Source organism: Rothia aerolata (assembly GCF_014635585.1).
GTDB lineage: Bacteria > Actinomycetota > Actinomycetes > Actinomycetales > Micrococcaceae > Rothia > Rothia aerolata.
In genome coordinates this window covers 905,983-922,721 of the sequence record NZ_BMDC01000001.1, presented here as the reverse complement: position 1 = coordinate 922,721, position 16,739 = coordinate 905,983, and the positions used below count along the sequence as shown (strand labels likewise).

At 58.8% G+C, this 16,739-nt stretch carries 16 protein-coding genes; 10 read left to right on the top strand and 6 right to left on the bottom strand.

Annotation, left to right across the window (positions count from 1 at the left end; genetic code table 11):
* Nucleotides 1–177 precede the first annotated feature (177 nt).
* Together IEV00_RS04105 and IEV00_RS04100 are read right to left on the bottom strand one after the other, a co-directional pair.
* A complete protein-coding gene (locus IEV00_RS04105) occupies nt 178–357 on the bottom strand; it encodes an FmdB family zinc ribbon protein (RefSeq protein ID WP_188359019.1) in 180 nt (59 codons plus the stop codon).
* A gap of 46 nt (nt 358–403) precedes the next feature.
* Nucleotides 404–1,045: a 5-formyltetrahydrofolate cyclo-ligase gene (locus IEV00_RS04100; protein ID WP_188359018.1), complete on the bottom strand. Its 642-nt coding sequence runs from the start codon at nt 1,043–1,045 to the stop codon at nt 404–406.
* A gap of 91 nt (nt 1,046–1,136) precedes the next feature.
* On the opposite strand from IEV00_RS04100, the gene galU reads away from it, so the two are divergent.
* From galU to IEV00_RS04075, 5 genes are all read left to right on the top strand, one after another.
* Nucleotides 1,137–2,039 carry a UTP--glucose-1-phosphate uridylyltransferase GalU gene (gene galU, locus IEV00_RS04095; protein ID WP_188359017.1) on the top strand — a complete coding sequence of 301 codons (903 nt, stop codon included), beginning with the start codon at nt 1,137–1,139 and terminating at the stop codon, nt 2,037–2,039.
* Nucleotides 2,040–2,203: 164 nt separating this feature from the next.
* Nucleotides 2,204–3,172, top strand: coding sequence for a hypothetical protein (locus IEV00_RS04090; protein WP_188359016.1), 969 nt, complete (start codon nt 2,204–2,206; stop codon nt 3,170–3,172).
* A 90-nt stretch (nt 3,173–3,262) separates the two neighbouring features.
* Nucleotides 3,263–4,954 (top strand): CYTH and CHAD domain-containing protein, encoded by a 1,692-nt coding sequence (locus IEV00_RS04085; protein WP_188359015.1) that lies wholly within the window; start codon nt 3,263–3,265, stop codon nt 4,952–4,954.
* A gap of 790 nt (nt 4,955–5,744) precedes the next feature.
* Nucleotides 5,745–6,143, top strand: coding sequence for an SNARE-associated domain-containing protein (locus IEV00_RS04080; RefSeq protein WP_229723054.1), 399 nt, complete (start codon nt 5,745–5,747; stop codon nt 6,141–6,143).
* 20 nt (nt 6,144–6,163) lie between these two features.
* Nucleotides 6,164–7,087 (top strand): LysR substrate-binding domain-containing protein, encoded by a 924-nt coding sequence (locus tag IEV00_RS04075; protein ID WP_188359014.1) that lies wholly within the window; start codon nt 6,164–6,166, stop codon nt 7,085–7,087.
* Between the two features lie 7 nt (nt 7,088–7,094).
* Here IEV00_RS04075 and IEV00_RS04070 read toward each other — a convergent pair whose 3' ends face one another.
* The gene (locus tag IEV00_RS04070; RefSeq protein WP_188359013.1) at nt 7,095–8,165 is read right to left on the bottom strand and encodes a mechanosensitive ion channel family protein; all 1,071 of its coding nucleotides are present in this window, start codon (nt 8,163–8,165) and stop codon (nt 7,095–7,097) included.
* 85 nt (nt 8,166–8,250) lie between these two features.
* On the opposite strand from IEV00_RS04070, the gene IEV00_RS04065 reads away from it, so the two are divergent.
* From IEV00_RS04065 to IEV00_RS04055, 3 genes are read left to right on the top strand one after another with little or no spacing between them, the layout of a single operon-like run.
* Complete coding sequence (locus tag IEV00_RS04065; RefSeq protein WP_188359012.1) at nt 8,251–8,751, top strand: NUDIX hydrolase; 501 nt, start codon at nt 8,251–8,253, stop codon at nt 8,749–8,751.
* Nucleotides 8,748–9,929 carry an ABC transporter substrate-binding protein gene (locus IEV00_RS04060; protein ID WP_188359011.1) on the top strand — a complete coding sequence of 394 codons (1,182 nt, stop codon included), beginning with the start codon at nt 8,748–8,750 and terminating at the stop codon, nt 9,927–9,929. The genes IEV00_RS04065 and IEV00_RS04060 overlap by 4 nt, the downstream gene beginning before the upstream one ends.
* A gap of 10 nt (nt 9,930–9,939) precedes the next feature.
* Nucleotides 9,940–11,160, top strand: a complete 1,221-nt coding sequence (locus IEV00_RS04055) for a pyridoxal phosphate-dependent aminotransferase (RefSeq protein ID WP_188359010.1) — start codon at nt 9,940–9,942, stop codon at nt 11,158–11,160.
* Here IEV00_RS04055 and IEV00_RS04050 read toward each other — a convergent pair whose 3' ends face one another.
* Together IEV00_RS04050 and xseA are read right to left on the bottom strand one after the other, a co-directional pair.
* A complete protein-coding gene (locus IEV00_RS04050; protein WP_188359009.1) occupies nt 11,161–11,415 on the bottom strand; it encodes an exodeoxyribonuclease VII small subunit in 255 nt (84 codons plus the stop codon).
* Nucleotides 11,416–11,438: 23 nt separating this feature from the next.
* A complete protein-coding gene (gene xseA / locus IEV00_RS04045) occupies nt 11,439–12,731 on the bottom strand; it encodes an exodeoxyribonuclease VII large subunit (RefSeq protein ID WP_188359008.1) in 1,293 nt (430 codons plus the stop codon).
* A 127-nt stretch (nt 12,732–12,858) separates the two neighbouring features.
* Here xseA and IEV00_RS04040 point away from each other — a divergent pair, with 127 nt between their 5' ends.
* Both IEV00_RS04040 and IEV00_RS04035 read left to right on the top strand, forming a co-directional pair.
* A complete protein-coding gene (locus IEV00_RS04040) occupies nt 12,859–13,950 on the top strand; it encodes a hypothetical protein (protein ID WP_188359007.1) in 1,092 nt (363 codons plus the stop codon).
* A 28-nt stretch (nt 13,951–13,978) separates the two neighbouring features.
* Nucleotides 13,979–15,070, top strand: a complete 1,092-nt coding sequence (locus IEV00_RS04035) for a 4-hydroxy-3-methylbut-2-enyl diphosphate reductase (RefSeq protein ID WP_188359006.1) — start codon at nt 13,979–13,981, stop codon at nt 15,068–15,070.
* 44 nt (nt 15,071–15,114) lie between these two features.
* Here IEV00_RS04035 and IEV00_RS04030 read toward each other — a convergent pair whose 3' ends face one another.
* Nucleotides 15,115–16,614 (bottom strand): DNA recombination protein RmuC, encoded by a 1,500-nt coding sequence (locus tag IEV00_RS04030; protein ID WP_188359005.1) that lies wholly within the window; start codon nt 16,612–16,614, stop codon nt 15,115–15,117.
* Nucleotides 16,615–16,739: the final 125 nt, after the last annotated feature.

Genomic DNA, 16,739 nt, shown 5'->3' with positions numbered 1-16,739 from the left:
TCTTGCTGAGGAACTAGGCGGGGCGGAGACGGGTGCAGCCGACACCCTTAACGCCAGCCCCGAGCCAGTCGGCTGCACCCGCCTCCGCTCCTCCCCGGTCTCGCGAACCCGCTATGCAGGGCTCAGCTGGCGACTGCCTGCCTGTTGCGCGGGGATACCCACGGCATACGAAGTTCCTTAGCCCTTATCGTTGCTGTAGAAGCCCGAGCCCTTAAAGACCACGCCCACATTGCCAAACTTCTTCCGCAGCTGGTCCTGGCCACAGTTGGGGCAGGTCTTTAGCGGCTCGTCCGTGAAAGACTGGTGCTCTTCAAGAATGTGGCCGCAGTTCTTGCACTGGTAAACATAAACAGGCACAGGTGTGCTCCTTCAAGTCAACGTCGGTGTGAATCGGTCTTCTATTCTACTCGCGATTTTCGGCGGTCACTGACCGGATTCCCTTTTCGGTCAGGATGTGACCCAACCGGGCATCCCAGCCCTCAGCGGGTAGCCCATCCAGAATTTCTCTCTCGAAGACCAGGCCGACATAGGTGGCCTGGTACGGTGGAAGCTCTCTTTCTTTTTCCAGAGCCTCAGCGGGCAGCAGGCGGTCGTAGTAGCCGCCTCCCTGGCCCAAGCGGCGTCCTAAAACATCGTAGGCGAGGGCCGGCACCAGCTTGAGGTCGGCAGAAAGAAAAGCCTCCGGCCCCAGGCGCTCGCCCAGGGGTTCCTCTATGCCCAGGGCGTTGGATGCAAAATCTGTCTGTGGAGTCCATGCCACCCAGGAGAGCCGCCTTTCCGGCTCCACCACCGGAACCAGAACACGGTGGCCCAGGTTCGCAAGCTCAACCAGGGCCGGGCGAATGGGCGGCTCAGTCGGCAGGGGGAGAAAGGCGGCTATCGTGAGCTTCTTCTGCCCCCGGTCGACTAGCAGCTTCTTAATCTGACAGCTAAAAGCGGCAGCCAAATCTTGGTTTTGGTTTTGTTTGCGCTGGCGGTTTTTACGAATGGAGTAGCGAAGTAAATCTTTGGACCAAGATACGGGTAAACCGGTGTGATTGACCATTTCTAAAATCCCTATTTGTAGGCAGATATGTAGTGCGTTTTCCCCGCGGTAATTGATCTAATTTTATAAAAATTCCGGTAGCCTTAGGTCTATGACTGACCAGAATAAAAAGCCTGTAACCAAAGCCGTAATCCCGGCAGCGGGTTTGGGCACCCGTTTTCTTCCCGCTACCAAGGCTACTCCCAAAGAGATGCTACCCGTAGTTGATCGCCCCGCAATCCAGTACGTTGTTGAAGAAGCTGTTAAGGCCGGCCTCAACGATGTTCTGATGATTACCGGCCGCAACAAGCGAGCCCTCGAAGATCATTTTGACCGCGTGCCCACCCTGGAAGACTCGCTGGAGGAACAGGGCAAGAACAAGCTTCTGCAGTCTGTTCTTGACACCAACGAGATGGGTGAAATCCACTACGTTCGCCAGGGCGACCCCAAGGGCCTGGGCCACGCTGTTCTGCGCGGTAAGATTCACGTGGGTAATGAGCCTTTCGCGGTTCTGCTCGGTGACGACCTCATTGACGAGAAAGAAGACCTGCTCTCAGAGATGGTTGCCGTTCAGCAGAAGACCGGCGGTTCCGTGATTGCTCTGATGGAAGTTCCCAACGACCAGATTTCTGCCTACGGCTGTGCAGCGATTGAAACCGTTGAGGGCGAAGACTTCTTCAAGGTCTCCGAACTGGTTGAGAAGCCCGCACCCGAGGAAGCCCCCTCTAACTATGCGGTGATTGGTCGCTACGTTCTGGCTCCCAAGGTCTTTGAGGTTCTGGAAAACACCCCTCCCGGCCGCGGTGATGAAATCCAGCTCACCGACGCTCTACAGACTCTTGCTTCTGGTAACGGCGAGGGCGACGGCGTCTACGGCGTGGTCTTCAAGGGCCGCCGTTTCGACACCGGCGACAAGCTCTCTTACCTGAAGGCCAACGTTATTCTGGCCTCCGAGCGTGAGGAGCTGGGCGAAGACCTCAAGGCATGGCTCAAGGAGTTCGTAGCTAATAACTAAAACTCAGTGAAGCGGAATCGCCCCGAACCGGGCGGTTCCGCTTCATTTCTGCTTTATAAATCTCAACACTCGAAACTATGTCTGTCTTGATTTCTGTTTTCAGATAAACTAATGACCTAATTGGCATTGGTTGAAAAGATTTAATAGAGCATACCGGGGGAACAATGAACCTAACCTGGCTTGGGGCATCAAGCGTTTTGCTGCTGTTGGCTCTGACCATGTTCATAGCCGTGCCCCGGATTGTGCGCAGCCGCTCACCCCTGGCCAGTATCTGCGCTGAGAAAGAAGCCACAGACATCCTGGCAGAAGAAGCCGAAAGCACCCCCGCTCCTTTGACCTTCCCCGGTCACCAGACCGATTTCGCGGGAGAAGCCGCACAGGCGCCGTCCTCCCAGTACCAGCCGCAGGTGCTCATCAAGCGGGGCCGCGTAGCCCTCTTCGGTGGTGCGGTTATCTCGTTGGCAGCTGCGGCGGTTCTTGCCCTGCTGGCCCTGATTTCGCAACTGAGCTGGTGGCTACCGCTTGCCCTGCTTTTGGTTTCTGCTTTCTCCCTTGCCATCCTGCGCATTCTTGCGGTGCGCGATTCAAAGAAGCGCGGTAGGCGCAGGCGCAGCCGGGAGCAGGAGTCTCCTCTGGTTTTGACCAAGGCCGCCCCCGCTCCGGCAGAAGCCGAGCAAATCGAAACCGTCTCTGAGGCACCGCTTCAGCCGGTACGGTCGAAGGTCAAGCCCCTGGCGCAGCCCCCGGTAGAGTTGAGCGTTGCTCCCGCCCAGGTTCCGACCCGCCAGGCTGGGCAGGCCCCGCTGAGCTTCGCTGCCAAATCCCTGCGCTACGCCCGCACCCACCGGCTGGAGCACCGCCCCAACCTTCAAGGCACTGCCGGTAGTCGGGAGATGACCCTGCGCGAGGAAACCGGCGAGAAGTTTATTCCCGCCACCAGCGGCTGGCAGCCGACTGAGGTTCCCCAGCCCACCTACCTGGATGTTGAAGAGGTGCAGCGGGAACTTCCGGCACCGATTGATACAGACCACTACGAGAAATCCCGCTCCAAGTCCCTGGCCGAAGCCCAGCGGCTGGGCGAAGAAGAGGCAGGCTTTCAGCTCGACGACATTCTGGCCCGCCGCCGAGCCTAAGGCCTGAAACGTGAGATTTGAGGCAGCAGCGCCCGTTTTCCTGCTAGGGAAAGCGGGCGCTGTGCGCTATCTTGAGAATGACCGCAGGCGTTGGCAACTCTGAAAGGCATGGCACAGTACATGGCTACCCACCATCTTGAAGTGGAACGTAAATATGAGCTGGCAGATCTGACCAGCCCAGCCGTTGAAATCGACTGGAACCAGCTAGAGAACCTGACCGTGGTAGAGACCGTTCAGGAGCATCTCGAGGCAACCTACTTCGACACTCCCTGCAACCAGCTAGGTAAGAATATGATTGCCCTGCGACGGCGCCTGGGCGGCTACGACCAGGGCTGGCACATCAAGTTTGACGACCGCGCCGGTGCCCGACACGAGATGCACTTTGACCTTTTGGCCGATGAGTCGAAAATGCCCGCGGCGGTGAACCGTTTTCTTCAGTCGGCGGTGGGTTTTGAAGAGCTGGGGGAGAAGGTTTCGCTGATTACCGACCGCACCCGCACCGTGCTTGCTGATTCCTCGGGTGTGCGGGTGGCCGAAATCTGCCGGGACTCTGTGGCAGCTCGCGACTTTTCCACCGATATTGAGCGCACCTGGAATGAGTGGGAGGTCGAGCTGCTCGAAGCTGGAGAAGTCACCGGCGAAGAAATTTTTGAAGCCTGCGAGAAAATCTTTTCCGCCAACGGAATTGTTCCCTCTCAGTCCAGCGCTAAAATTGCCCGGGCCCTGGGCCAGGATGCCGAGTTTGAAGCCCGCCGCACCGGCGCCGACAAGAAGTACGCGGTAAGCCGTGTGAGCGCTGGCGAGAAGAAAAAGAAGAGCAAGAAGCGGGCCTCGCAGCGGCGGCAGGCCGCGGCGGCGTCGTCCATCGACCTACTGAACACCGCGCTCGATGCCCTGCTCAGCGACCTTCTCAGCTGGGAGCTCAAGTTCCGCGCGGGAGTGCCCGACTCGGTGCACGGGCTGCGGCAGACTATTCGCAAGGTAGAGTCACTGCTGCGGTTCGCAGCGCGGCCCTTTCCGCGCACCGAGCAGGCGGCCCAGCAGATGGACGCCGCCCTGGAAGGTCTGCGGGGTATCTACAGGAGTCTGGCACCGGCTCGTGACGTTGATATCGTGAGGGCTTTTCTGGCTGAAGTTGGGACGGAGCCCGGGGCGGTGACCGCTACTGCCCGGCAGGAGCTCGAAGAGATGCTGGCCGACGATGCAGAGAAAAACAGTCGGGAGGTCTTGAAGGTTCTGGACTCCGATGGCTTTGCCATGATGCGCTCTGACGTGGCAGCACTGCAGGATAACCTGGCCCACGAGGTGGAGCTACCCCTGAACTGCGAGAACTTTGTGAACAAGGTGGCCAAGCGAATTCGCAAGTCACTGGTGGCCTTTAATAAAGATGAGCTCAAGCAGCTGTGGAAGTCAGACCCCACCGAATTCGCCTACGACATGCTTAATAACGACCCGCTCTTTCGGGTGCGCCGCGCAGCCCAGATTGGTCGCTACTGCATGGAAGCGCTGACCGCCACCGGCATAGAGCTCACCGACGACCAGCAGCAGCTGGCACACCTGTGTACCGACCTACACCGGGAACTTTCGGTGCTCTCTGACGAGCAGGTGACCCTGACCTGGCTTCAGTCTGCTGCGCGCAGAGCGGTGCGACGGGGACAAGACCGCTTGGCGATTGGCTACCTGATGGGGCGGAGCAGCTACTACGCGGTGGGTCTGCGGCTGACCGATCACAGCTATGTGCCCTCGCAGCTCAAGGCGCTGAAGAAGCTGGACCTAAAGTAGTAGCCTCGAGCCACCAGGCGGTTTCTATCGGGGTTATAGGGCAAATCTGTGTCCCCAACACCCCACCCAAAATTTCAGCAACTGCGGTATAGAGCATTCCTGGATTTTGCGCTGAAATAGGCTCTCGGTACACATAGATTCCCGCTGAGAGAGCAACAGTACAAGCAGGGTCCCTGAGTACAAGTATTGTCTTGTACTCAGGGACCCTGCTTGTACTTTAGACGGCTTGGCAAAAAGAAACTTGTACCTTGTCACCACCGAGCTTCTCCGAGTGGCCATTTTTATACTGTTTTTCTCCGATTTTCGGGATAAAAATGGCCACTCGGCGATCATGGCAGCCCGTGCGGTTGACTCTGTTTCATTGAGTCGCCGCTTCAGTGACATTTTACTGGTGGCCCGACACCGTTGAAACAGAAGAAACCCCTAGTCAGAGGAGACTGACTAGGGGTTTCCGCATCACACACAGGAAGAAAAGTCTTCGATACCGCTTGATGAGGAGCTTCCCACAAGCCCCAAACCATTTGGTAATAAAAATATAACCTAATTGCGGGTTGCTTGACCAGGCCCTGCGGCAAATAATTTAGAAAAACCTAAAAAATTTTTTAGGCTCACCTAAGTTTTTAATGAAAATCCCCGAGATTTCGCGGATTTTAGCGGCTGAGGGTGGCGCGTAACTCGCCGAAAGGCGGTGGCTGGCACCGGTGGGAACCGATACACTGAGGGTGTGTTTGAATGGATAGAGAGTTTGCACTGGGCCTGGGCGATCCTGTTTTTCTGGATGGTCGGTATCGTGCGAACCTCTATCGTTTTTATGCTGGGTTGGTTGGCGGCATCGGGCTCCCGCCACGTGGCCAAGATTGAGGCGGTGATGAAGACCCCGCTCTACCTCAAGGCCCAGGCTTTTGTGAACCGTTGGGGAGCTCTGGCTGTTCCCATGTGTTTTGTGACCGTGGGCTTTCAAACCGCCGTTATTATCACCACCGGCTTTACCCACATGCCCCTGATCCGTTGGATTCCCGCCATGCTAGTGGGCACCCTGATTTGGGGAACTATCTACGGAACCATCGGTATGACCGTGCTGTGGGCCTGGTTACGCCAGCCTTGGGTGGTGGCACCGCTGCTTGTACTTGCCCTGCTGGTGGCAACCGTGTTCTATCTCCGCAAGCGGGTTCGTATCTCTAAGCCCTAGCGCGTGCTAGGTTTGAGGCTATGACTAGCCAGCACCCCGAATCCCTAGACTCCCGGGAACTCATGCTCTTCCCCGAGAAAACCGAGTTCCTCGAAAAGTATGCTGACCGTGAGAATTTACGGGTTGGCTATGTTCCCGGTGTGATGCCCGGTAAATGGTTTGGCCGCTGGCACGAACGTTACGACTCGATGTGCCCGCTGGTTGAGGTGCCCCTGGTAGAAGACGCGGGCCTTGCTTCTTTGACCTCGGAGAACCCCCTGACCCACATGGTGCTTCTGAGGCCCGAGCGCGAACCTGCCAGCCTTGACCGCGACCGTTTTCATGCCATTAGCCTCTACCGCGAAAAGCAGGTGGTGATTCTTCCCAAAGATCACCTGCTGACCCTTCACGAAGAGGCAGTGCCCCTGGCAGATTTGGCCGAAGAATTTATGCTCCAGGAGCCGCAGACTGTTCCCGCCTGGGCAGAAATTTCTGCTGATTTTCGCGCTGCCCACCCCCAGAAGCTACCCGAGATGCGCCACACCAAAGATGCCATTGAACTGGTGGCCGCTGGCCTTGGCCTGCTACTGGTGCCCATGTCGGTGGCGCGTTTCTACCACCGTAAAGACCTCACCTACCGGGTGGTGGAGGAGCTTCCCGAAACTGAGGTTGCGCTGGTGTGGGAGCGGAAGGTTCAGGACGAAGCGCGTGAGCAGGTTCTGCAGGATTTCGTGGGTATCTGCCGAGGCAGGCGCAGCGGGTCAGAGCGCGGTAGCGAGTCGAAACAGGCGGCTCGCGAACGTGCCGAGCGAGAGAAAGCCGCTGATAAGCGCAAGCGGCAAGCTGCTAACGCCCGCCGCGAGGCCCGGGATAGAAAAAGCCGGAACGCCCGCAAGAACGGGGGAGCGCGCCAACACGCTGCACAGACGAAGCGGAACGCCTCCGCCCGCAAGAAGAAGCGCTAGCCTACTGCTAATCTGACTCCTTGATAATGGGGAAAGACTGGGTCTTGGGATTGCTCCAGCCCCGGATAATCGACTGGTTGGCGAGCGGAATCCGCGCCCCGGCGTCGTCCAGCGCTTTCTTCAGCGCTACCCGCAACACGCGGGCAATACCCCACTGCTCGCTGGGAGCGGTTTTGACGGAGACGCGAATGGTCAGCGATTCGCCGGTGACCGATTCCACGCCCAGAACCTCGGGTTCACCGTAGACGTGCTTTTTCAGTTGGGGCTGGGCCAGGGTCTTCTTGGCGGCCTTGAGCAGGATAGCGCTGATGTGCTCAACGTCGGAATCATAGGGGATTGGCAGGTCAATATTGGTACGAGACCAGCCCTGCGAGAAGTTACCCACCCGCAGAATTTCGCCGTTGCGCACGTGCCAGAGGGTTCCGTTGGCATCGCGCACCTGGGTGGTACGCAGACCCACCGATTCGACCGTGCCCTGGGCTTCACCCAAGTCAACGTAGTCGCCGATGCCCAGTTGGTCTTCGGCCACAATAAAAATACCCGAGAGGTAGTCTTTGACCAGGGACTGCGCACCAAAGGAGAGCGCCACACCGGCAATACCCGCCGAGGCAATGACCGGGGCGATGTTGAAGCCCAGCTCAGAGATAATCATCAAAATGGCAACGGCCCAGACCACAATTGAGGCGACGTTGCGCAACACCGAACCGACGGTTTGTGCCCGCTGAGCTTGGCGGGAATTAGACACCGTATTGTCGGTGGTCCAAGCGGCGTCGATGGTGGCGGTGCTGGGCTCGGGCTCCATCTGCACCTCGGGTTGTGCCTGCTGGTCGGAGGAATGGTTTCTGCCCTTGGCAGGCACCACTCGCACGGAGGTGCCGCGGGCCACCGAGTTGGTAATCTTCCGAATGACGACGGAAAGCACCGCCCGCACCACACTGGCCACCAGGAGAATCAGAAGTATGCGCAGGGGCGCGCCCAGCCAGAAATCCAAGCTGGCGACCCGCTCCCAGGCAGTGAGAGAGTCCTGGAGACCAGCTGCTAGAGAGACCGTGGTGTTGGTGTTCGCTAAAAGACCCATGCAACAAGACTAGCGATAAAACCGTTGCCGATTCCACGCGGGGATTGTTGGGCTGCCTGCGGTTTCTGCCACTAAAATAAAGCCTATGCCCCTCGTGATGGAAACCCGCCCCGCCGCCTACTCGGTCATAATCGAGGACGGAAATATCTTGCTAGCCCACTACTCAACCCTGACCGTTGAAGGTCACAAGATTGAGGGCTGGACCTTGCCCGGCGGGGGCATGGATCCGGGGGAACAACCGGCTGAGACCGCCGTGCGGGAAGCCTTCGAGGAGACCGGTTTTCGGGTAGAAACCGAGAATCTGCTGGGCGTTCACGCCGGGTATTTTTCGCGGGACGACGGCTCCGTCTTTTGCGCCCACCGCACCATTTTCCGCTCCCACATAGTAGATGGAACCCTGCGATGCGAGGAAGACGGAACCACCAACGAGGTGCGCTGGGTCAATATGGCGCAGCTGGATACCCTGGTAGGCCCCACCACCCACTTTTTCGACGCGGTGGCTCGGATGATGGGTTTTGAGAACCTCTCTGGCTGGGCAGGTCACTACCGCAGCCTGGTAGAGGAAACAGCGGGGGAGATAGCATGAGAAAAACCTTTCTAGCGGGGCTTTCAGCTGGCATTTTGGCTCTGACCGGCTGCGCTGAAACCAATCAGATTACAACCGATCCAGAGGCTAAGGATTTTGAGACCATCCGTATCTCGCGAGGGGTCTCCGACGAAACCGATGTGGTAGCCAATATCTATGCCCGGGCACTCACCGAGGCCGGCTACTCGGTAGAGCTGGTGGATACCGGCGATACGCGGGGGGACTATCTCAAGGCTATGCTCAGCGACGAGCAGAAAGCCGGCACCAGCCCCAGTCCCAGCGAGCCCGCTGAGACAATTAGCAACAACCCCGCCACCGTTGATGTAACCCCCGACTACAGTGGCAACCTGATGCTCTATCTGACCCACGACGGTCAGCTCAGCCCCACCTTCATCGAGCAGCAACGCCAGCTGATAGAGCAAACAAGCTCTGAACCCGCCTATGACTTTGGGTGGGGCGACGGCGGCGAGCCTGTAGAAACCCTGACCCCTTCCGAGACACCGTCTGCCGAGCTGAGCCCCACAGACGGTGGCGCAACTGAGTCAGCCACCCCCGCGGCGTCCTCATCTCCCTCGCCCGAGTTCAACGCGCAGGCGATGAGCGACTCAGACATTATTTCCACCCTGGACAGGGTGCTGCCCGAGCCCCTCTCCTTACTCGATGCCTCCTCGGCAGAAGACCGCGACTCACTGGTGGTCACCCGGGCTACCGCCGCCAAATATGGGATCACCTCCATCAGCGATTTGGCAGAGCACTGCGAAGACCTCGCCCTGGGAGCCCCGCCCGAGTTTGACGAGCGCTCCTACGGGCTCAAGGCCCTCGAAGAGGTCTACGGTTGCAAGCCCAAGAATTTTGTTCCGGTAGAAAGCCAGGAAGAACTGGAACAAAAACTTGCTGCTGACGAGGTGCAGGTTGCCGATATTTTCTCGGCCCAGGCCAGCATCAATGATGACGCCTTGGTGCGGCTCACCGACCCCAGCTCCATCTTTATTTCCCAGCAGATCGTGCCGGTCATCGCCACTGATGAGCTGCCCGACTCTGCCCGTGCGGCTATCAACAACGTCAATTCTCGGCTGAGCACCGAAGATTTACGTAACTTTGACCGGCTGACCAGCGGAAGCGGAGCAATAAGTAAAGAAGACGTTGCGAAGTTCTGGTTAGAGCAGTCAACAGAGTAACCTTGCTCTCATGGCAGCTTTTAAACAATCCGCAAAACTCAAAAACGTACTCTACGATATTCGGGGGCCGGTACTTGACGAGGCCAAGCGCATGGAAGCGATGGGCCATCGAATTCTCAAGCTCAACATCGGTAACCCGGCGCCCTTTGGCTTTGAGGCGCCCGATGCGATCATGATGGATATCATTCAGCATCTGCCCGAAACCCAGGGCTACTCTGACTCCCGCGGCTTGTACTCTGCCCGTACCGCTATCATGCAGTACTACCAGAACAGGGGCATTCTTGACCTTGAGCCCGACGATATTTACCTGGGCAACGGGGTTTCTGAGCTGATTCCCATGACCCTGCAGGCGCTCTGCGACCCCGGGGACGAGATTCTGATTCCCTCACCCGACTACCCGCTCTGGACTGCCTCTACCGCTTTGGCCGGCGGAACCCCGGTGCACTATGTCTGCGAGGAAGAAAACGACTGGCAGCCCAACATTGAGGATATTCGCTCCAAGATTACGCCCAACACCAAGGGCATTGTGGTGATTAACCCCAATAACCCCACCGGCGCCGTCTACTCCCGCGAGGTGCTACAACAGATCGTGGATATAGCCCACGAGTTTGGCCTGATTATCTTCACCGACGAAATCTACGAGAAGATCACCTACGACGGTGTTGAGCCCATCAACATGGCAACCCTGACCAAGGACGACGTGCTGTGCCTGACTTTCTCGGGCCTGTCTAAGGCCTACCGGGTCTGCGGCTACCGCGCAGGTTGGGTGGCTATTACCGGCCCCAAGTACGCTGCCCGCGACTACATTCAGGGTATTAACCTGCTGGCTTCTATGCGCTTGTGCGCAAACGTTCCCGCCCAGCACGCTATTCAGACCGCGCTCGGTGGCTACCAGTCCATCAACGATTTGATTTTGCCTGGCGGCCGCCTCAAGGAGCAGCGCGATCTCTCCTACAAGATGCTCAACGAGATTGACGGCGTGACCTGTAAGCCGGCAGACGGCGCGCTCTATCTCTTCCCCAAGCTGGACGTGGAGAAGTTCAATATCACCAATGACGAGCAGTTTGCCTTTGACCTGCTCCAGGAATCCAAGATTCTGGTCAGCCACGGCTCCGCCTTCAACTGGAAGCAGCCCGACCACTTCCGCCTGGTCTTCCTGCCCGATACCCAGACCCTCAAGGCTGCCCTGGAGCGCCTGGGTAACTTCTTGGATGACTACCGGCAGAACTAGCTAGTTCTGGTTTTCGCTCTGGACGGCGCTGAGGCGGGTGCGCGCGCCGTCCAGCCAGGCCTCGCAGCGGGCAGCCAGCGCTTCACCGCGCTCCCAGAGGGCAATGGTTTCTTCTAGGTTGGAGGAACCCGATTCCATGCGCTGCACCACCTGCATGAGTTCCTCGCGGGCTGCCTCATAGGAAAGTTCCTCAACGGGAGCACCCTGGGTAGCTGACTTGAATTCGATGTTCTGGGTAGCTGAGTTTTCTGCCATGCTTCTCTCTTTTCGGGTGGTAGTTAGACGTTAGATTCTTTGGTGTCGGTCACTGAAGCGTCAAAGGAGCCTCGGGCAACTCTGACCTTCACCTCGGTCCCGGGGGCTAGGGCTGTGGCATCGTGAACCAGGGTTCCATCGGCGGTCTGCGCCAGAGCATAGCCGCGTTCCAGGGTTTGCTGGGGCGAGAGCGCTCGCACGCGCGCACGGAGCTGCGCGACGACGTCCGCGCCTCGTACCAGCTGGCTCCGGGCAGCGGCAAGAGCCCGGTTACGTAGACGGTCGATATCTTCTTCGCGTTGCAGGAGCGTGGACTCGGGCGCTGCCAGCGCCGGGCGGGAGCGAACCTGGGCAAGACCCTGGGCTTCGCGGTCGATCTTCATCTCCACCGCCCGTTTGAGAAAAGCCCGTGCCTGGGCAATCCGCAGTTTTTCTTCGCCGAGCTCCGGAACAATGCGCTTACCGGCATCGGTGGGCGTGGAAGCCCGCAGGTCTGCTACGTGGTCGAGCAGAGGTGAATCAGCCTCGTGGCCAATGGCGGAGACCACCGGGGTCTGCGCCGCATAGACGGCTCTCACCAGGGCCTCTTCGGAGAAGGGGAGCAGATCTTCCAGGGAACCGCCACCGCGGGCAATCACAATCACGTCAACCTGCGGGTGGGTATCGAGCTCACGCAGAGCCTCGGTTACCTGCCGCAGAGCATGAACGCCCTGCACCGCTACCTCCCGCACCTCAAACTCCACCGAGGGCCAGCGCAGCCGGGCGTTGCGAATAACATCTTTTTCGGCATCGGAATCTCGACCGGTAATGAGGCCCACCCGGTGGGGGAGCACCGGCAGGGGCTTCTTGTGGTACTCGGCGAAAAGCCCCTCGCTGGCCAGCTGCTTGCGCAATTTTTCGATTCGCTCCAGCATGGTGCCCAAGCCCACCGGGCGAATACCGTGGCCCAGCATCGAGAGCTTGCCCGCCTTAACCCAGAAATCCGGTTTGAGCTGAACCACCACCCGCTGGCCGCGCTCTAGCTCTTCGGTGAGCCGGGCGGTCTCCTGGGCAAAGAGGGTTACAGGAACCGAGACCTCTTCATTGACATCTCGCAGGGTGAGGTAGGTGACCCGGGCGCGCTTATTGAGCTCGATAATCTGCCCCTCTACCCAGGTGTGCGGGCACTTATCGATGTAGGTCTTAATGTTCTGCGAGAGGTGGTGCAGGGGCCAGGGATTTTCGGGCGTGGTCTGCGAGGCCCGCTCGGCTATAAAACGCTCTTGTTCCGGCTGCGGTTCAGCGGGAACTAGCTCCGGTTCCAAAGATTCGCTCATGTGTTTATGGTGGCATGGCACACTGACAAAATAGGGCGATTTTTGCGGCAGGCGAGAAAAATTTTTATTGCGCTTCTGAGGCTCACTTTACAGCGGGTTCCCAAAGAGAGCCTGTACGGTTAGAGCCATGGCGATTGATGACCCTGCTACCCAGAAACTTCCCGAGAACGGCTCCTGGAGGAACCCCGCTGTTCGCTATGACGCCGCCCAGAGCCCGCTTTCCCGCCCGGCGGCTGCTGGCTATCCGGAGTCAGCTTCCCCTCGGCCCTACCCCCGGCAGAGGCGTGCACCTCGTTTTGCCGGTTTCCGTGTGTTTCTCTCGCTGATACTTGCCCTGCTGAGTCTTCTATCGGGAGCAGCCGGTGGGTTTGCCTACTGGGCACAGAAGAACCTGGTGGAAGCGGAGGGGTTCTCAGCAATCAGTAATTCTATGGCCGAGGACTCTGAATTTCAGGGTGAACTTGCCACCGCCGTGACCGACGACCTCATGCAGCAGGATTCCGTTACCTCCTACCTTGGCGATGGTAACGCCGGTGGCTTCTTCGGCGGCCTACAAAACTGGGCCTATGAACAGGTCAAAACCGGAGTCGACTCTGCCGCTCACAGCGTCGTGCAGTCAGAGACCTATCCCGATACCTGGAACCAGGTTCTGGCGGATACACACGCCTATAACTTCGACTCATCGAACCAGGAACCTGCTGCTCTCAACCTCTCAGCCCTCTACTCAGAGGTTGATCGGCAGGCGGGCTCTGTGCTGGGATTCGACCCGAACATTAGCGGCAACGGCCAGCACCTCATCTCTCTGGAAAGCGAAAATTCCACCGCCATACACAGCGGACTTCTTGGCCTTGCCCAGTTCGCCGCTGGTTGGCAGACTTACCTCATCATTAGCCTGCTCGCCCTCGTGCTTGCCTTTCTTCTCTGGCCTCGAGGCCGTTTCTACTTCGCGGCCGTCACGGTAGGAATCGCTGCCCTGCTGACCCTGGCAGCACCTGCCCTTGCAGATGCACTCGCCGCGGCGGCGTCCCCGGCGAATATCTCAACCCGGGTGGGGCAGGTCTTTCTCAATGAGCTCTCAGCAAAGTTGGCGGAGTCCCTGGTCTCTTTTGCAAGCTCCCTGACCCTTCCGCTGGGCATTGCAGCCGCAGTGCTTTGTGTGATTGGTCTGGCGGTGCAGATCTCTCGACTGAGTGCGAGAGCCACCACAGCCTCTGCATAGAAAGGCCTAAAACACGTAGGATAGAGACATGCTCACAACTCAGGATTCTTCCGTATCTCTCGGACTCCCGCAGGTTCCGCGCACCCGCCGCAGCCGCGAAGAAGTCGAGTCGGCCGCCCCCGTTACCGGCGAAAAGAAAGTTTTGCTGGCAGCTCCCCGCGGCTACTGCGCCGGTGTTGATCGCGCGGTGATTGCCGTTGAAAAAGCCCTGGACCACTACGGCGCTCCCGTCTACGTGCGCAAGCAGATCGTGCATAACCGCCACGTAGTTGAAACCCTCGAAGCTCAGGGCGCAATCTTTGTTGATGAGGTAGACGAGGTGCCCGAGGGCTCCGTGGCAGTATTCTCCGCCCACGGTGTTTCCCCGGCGGTTATTCAGTCAGCTGAAGACCGCTCCCTCAATACCATTGACGCCACTTGCCCGCTGGTGAACAAGGTGCACCGCGAGGCGGTACGCTTTGCCAAGCAGGACTACGACATTCTGCTCATCGGCCACACCGGCCATGAAGAGGTAGAGGGCACCGCCGGCGAGGCTCCCGAGCATATTCAGATTGTGAACTCTCCCGAGGAAGTCGACCAGGTAACGGTTCGCGACGAGAACAAGGTGGTTTGGCTCTCGCAGACCACCCTGTCAGTGGACGAAACCCTGGAAACCGTGGCCAAGCTACGCGAGCGTTTTCCCTCTCTGCAGGATCCGCCCTCAGACGATATTTGCTACGCAACCTCCAACCGCCAGGGCGCCATCAAGGAAATTGCCCCGCAGGCAGATTTGGTGATTGTGGTGGGCTCCACCAATTCGTCGAACTCTGTGCGACTGAAAGAAGTTGCCCTGGAATACGGTGCCAAGGCTGCCCACCTGGTGGACTACGCCAACGAAGTAGATGAGGCATGGTTCGAGGGAGTTGCCACCGTAGGCGTAACCTCCGGTGCCTCGGTGCCCGAGGTACTGGTGCAGGACGTTCTGCGCCTGCTCGCCGATTACGGCTACGGCCTGGTTGAAGAGGTTGAAACCGCCAAGGAAGATATTCTTTTCTCCCTGCCCAAGGAGCTGCGTGCGGCCCTGAAGAATGACGGCGACGAGAAGCACCTGGGTGGGCGAGGCGCGAAGCCGACCCGCTGAGAAGAGCGAGCGAACGGACACCCCTTCTCAGGCTGGAGTGTCTACTAACTATTCCAAGAGTCGTAGTCGAAGGGCTGCTCACCGTTGGTTGAGCGGCCCTTCGCTGTGTGCTCGCTGGGGTAGTCGTGCTCGGTAATGATGGCGGGTCCGTCGTAGTCGTCGTCTATATCGTCTGAGAATCCTTCCGGGTATTGATCCCAGAGGGGGACGTCTTCAAAGGTGGGCTCGTAGGCTGATTTTTCAGGGTCTAGCAGGTGGTCTTCCTCATCTTCGGCCTCTGGCAGGTTCCCCTGTTCGAAAGCCTGCTGGTAGGCGGCGAAGGCTGTTTGGGCGGTGTCTGACGCGGCGTCGTCGTTCTGCTCCGGCTCCTCCGACCTCTCTAAAAATTCGGGGGAGGTGAGTGGCTTCGGTGCAGATTCGAGGGGCTGGGGTGAAAGGTCGTCTACCAGCTGGGCTGAATCGAGGTCTGCAATTTTTCGGGCGGTGACAAAGACCCTGGTTTCAAGCGAGCCCACCAGGGAGTTATAGGAGTCAACGGTGCGCCCGAGCATTCTGCCCATGCTGCTTAGATGAGCTCCGGCGGTTCCCAGGCGTTCGTAGAGCTGCTTGGAGAGCACAAAGAGTTCGCGGGCGTTATCGGTCAGGGCGTCCTGGCGCCAGGAGAAGGAAATGGCCTTCAAAGCTGAGAGCAAGGAGACCGGAGAGACCAGAGCCACGTTCTTTGACGCCGCGTAGTCCAGGAGGGTGGGGTCGGCGTCCAGCGCTGCTGACAGGGCAGATTCGACCGGAATAAAGCAGAGAACCAGCTCGGGAGATGCGTCAAAACCTGCCCAGTACTTTTTCTTGGTGAGGGTATCAACGTGGGCCTTTACCGCGCGGGCGTGCCGGGCGAGCTCTGCCTTCTGTGCGGCGTCGTCCTCAGCGTCTTGTGCCGTCAGGTAGGCGTTCAGCGGCGCCTTAGCGTCGAGCACAATCGTTTTGCGGCCCGGAAGATTAATGACCATATCGGGGCGAACCGCTCGGTCTTGATCGGCAGAGTTAGCGCTGCTGGAGCTGACCTGCTCCGAGTAGACCACGTGGTTGGTCATTCCCGCAGCCTCAACCACGCGCTTGAGCTGGGCCTCACCCCAGGTTCCGCGGGCAGAACTCGACTTCAGCGCCGTCGAGAGGGTAGAGGTTACACTGCGCAACTGCTCCTGGCTCTGCGCGTTGGCCTTTAGCGCCTCAGACACTGAGCCGAACTGCTCGGCGCGCTGGGTCTCCATAGCGCGCACCGACTTCTCCATGGTGGTCAGCTGCTCCTTGACCGGGGCGAGAACCTGCAGGACATCGGCGCTGCGCTGCTCGCGCTCCTGCAGGTCTGCCACGCGCTCGCTCAACAGCTGCCGAGCCTGCTGGGCACCGGAGAGATCGGCACGAAGTTGGGCGTTCTCCCGGTGCAGGGCAGCCGAAGACCCCTGGCCGGCCCGGCCCAAGAACCAACCGACCACAAGACCAACAACCAGTGCTAGCACAAGAGCGAGAATGACAGTCAAAGAACCCATAGATACAACTGTGCCAGAGGGGACTGACAAAATAAGGGGATTTTGTGGTGAGCGAAGAAAGAGTGGCCAAAGCGGAAGGAGCGCCCTGCCGTCGACCTCCCTTAAACGCCAGCCCCGATACCAGT